Genomic DNA, 590 nt, shown 5'->3' on the forward strand with positions numbered 1-590 from the left:
TAAGGGGACCAATGGGGCTTCCTGCATTAACTTCCAGAAAATATGTGATTCGTGGGAATGGACAGATTCGGGGATAAAAATTATAAAAGAACAAGTAATAAGATGAAGACACCCAATTCAGTTTAAGTGTCTTCATCTTATTACAGTTATTCATTTACCACACAAAAAGCCCCACAAGCATAGCACTTAATAAGGAAACAGCCATTCCGCTAACAAGAAGCTTCCAAACATTCTTACCGATTATGGATGATTTTTCCCCGCCAAATAATGAATTGTAAGTTCCATAAATCATACCTACTGTACTAAAGTTTGCAAAAGAAGCTAGAAATGTAGTTGCAACCGCAATCGTATGCGGTTGTAAAGACTTTAAGTTTGATTTTAAATCCATCATTGCAACAAATTCATTCGTTGTGATTTTTATCCCCATTAATTCAGCTACATACATAGCATCTTTGCCTGTTAAACCGAGTAAAAAAGCAAAGGGACTAAAGATAATCGAGAAGATTTTTTGAATTGTTAAACCTGTTATAAAAAAGCTTAAAATACCATTTAAACATGCTGTTAAAGCTACATATCCAATTACCATAGCT

Annotated in this window: 1 protein-coding gene; it reads right to left on the reverse strand. The window is 34.2% G+C overall.

Annotated features, from left to right (window positions below; translation table 11 throughout):
* Positions 1 to 154: 154 nt before the first annotated feature.
* The coding region (locus AC1DTM_RS30785) for a nucleoside transporter C-terminal domain-containing protein (protein ID WP_477001742.1) at positions 155 to 590 on the reverse strand (436 nt) is incomplete at its 5' end.

The sequence above is a fragment of the Bacillus sp. P4_D3 genome (genome assembly GCF_056401855.1).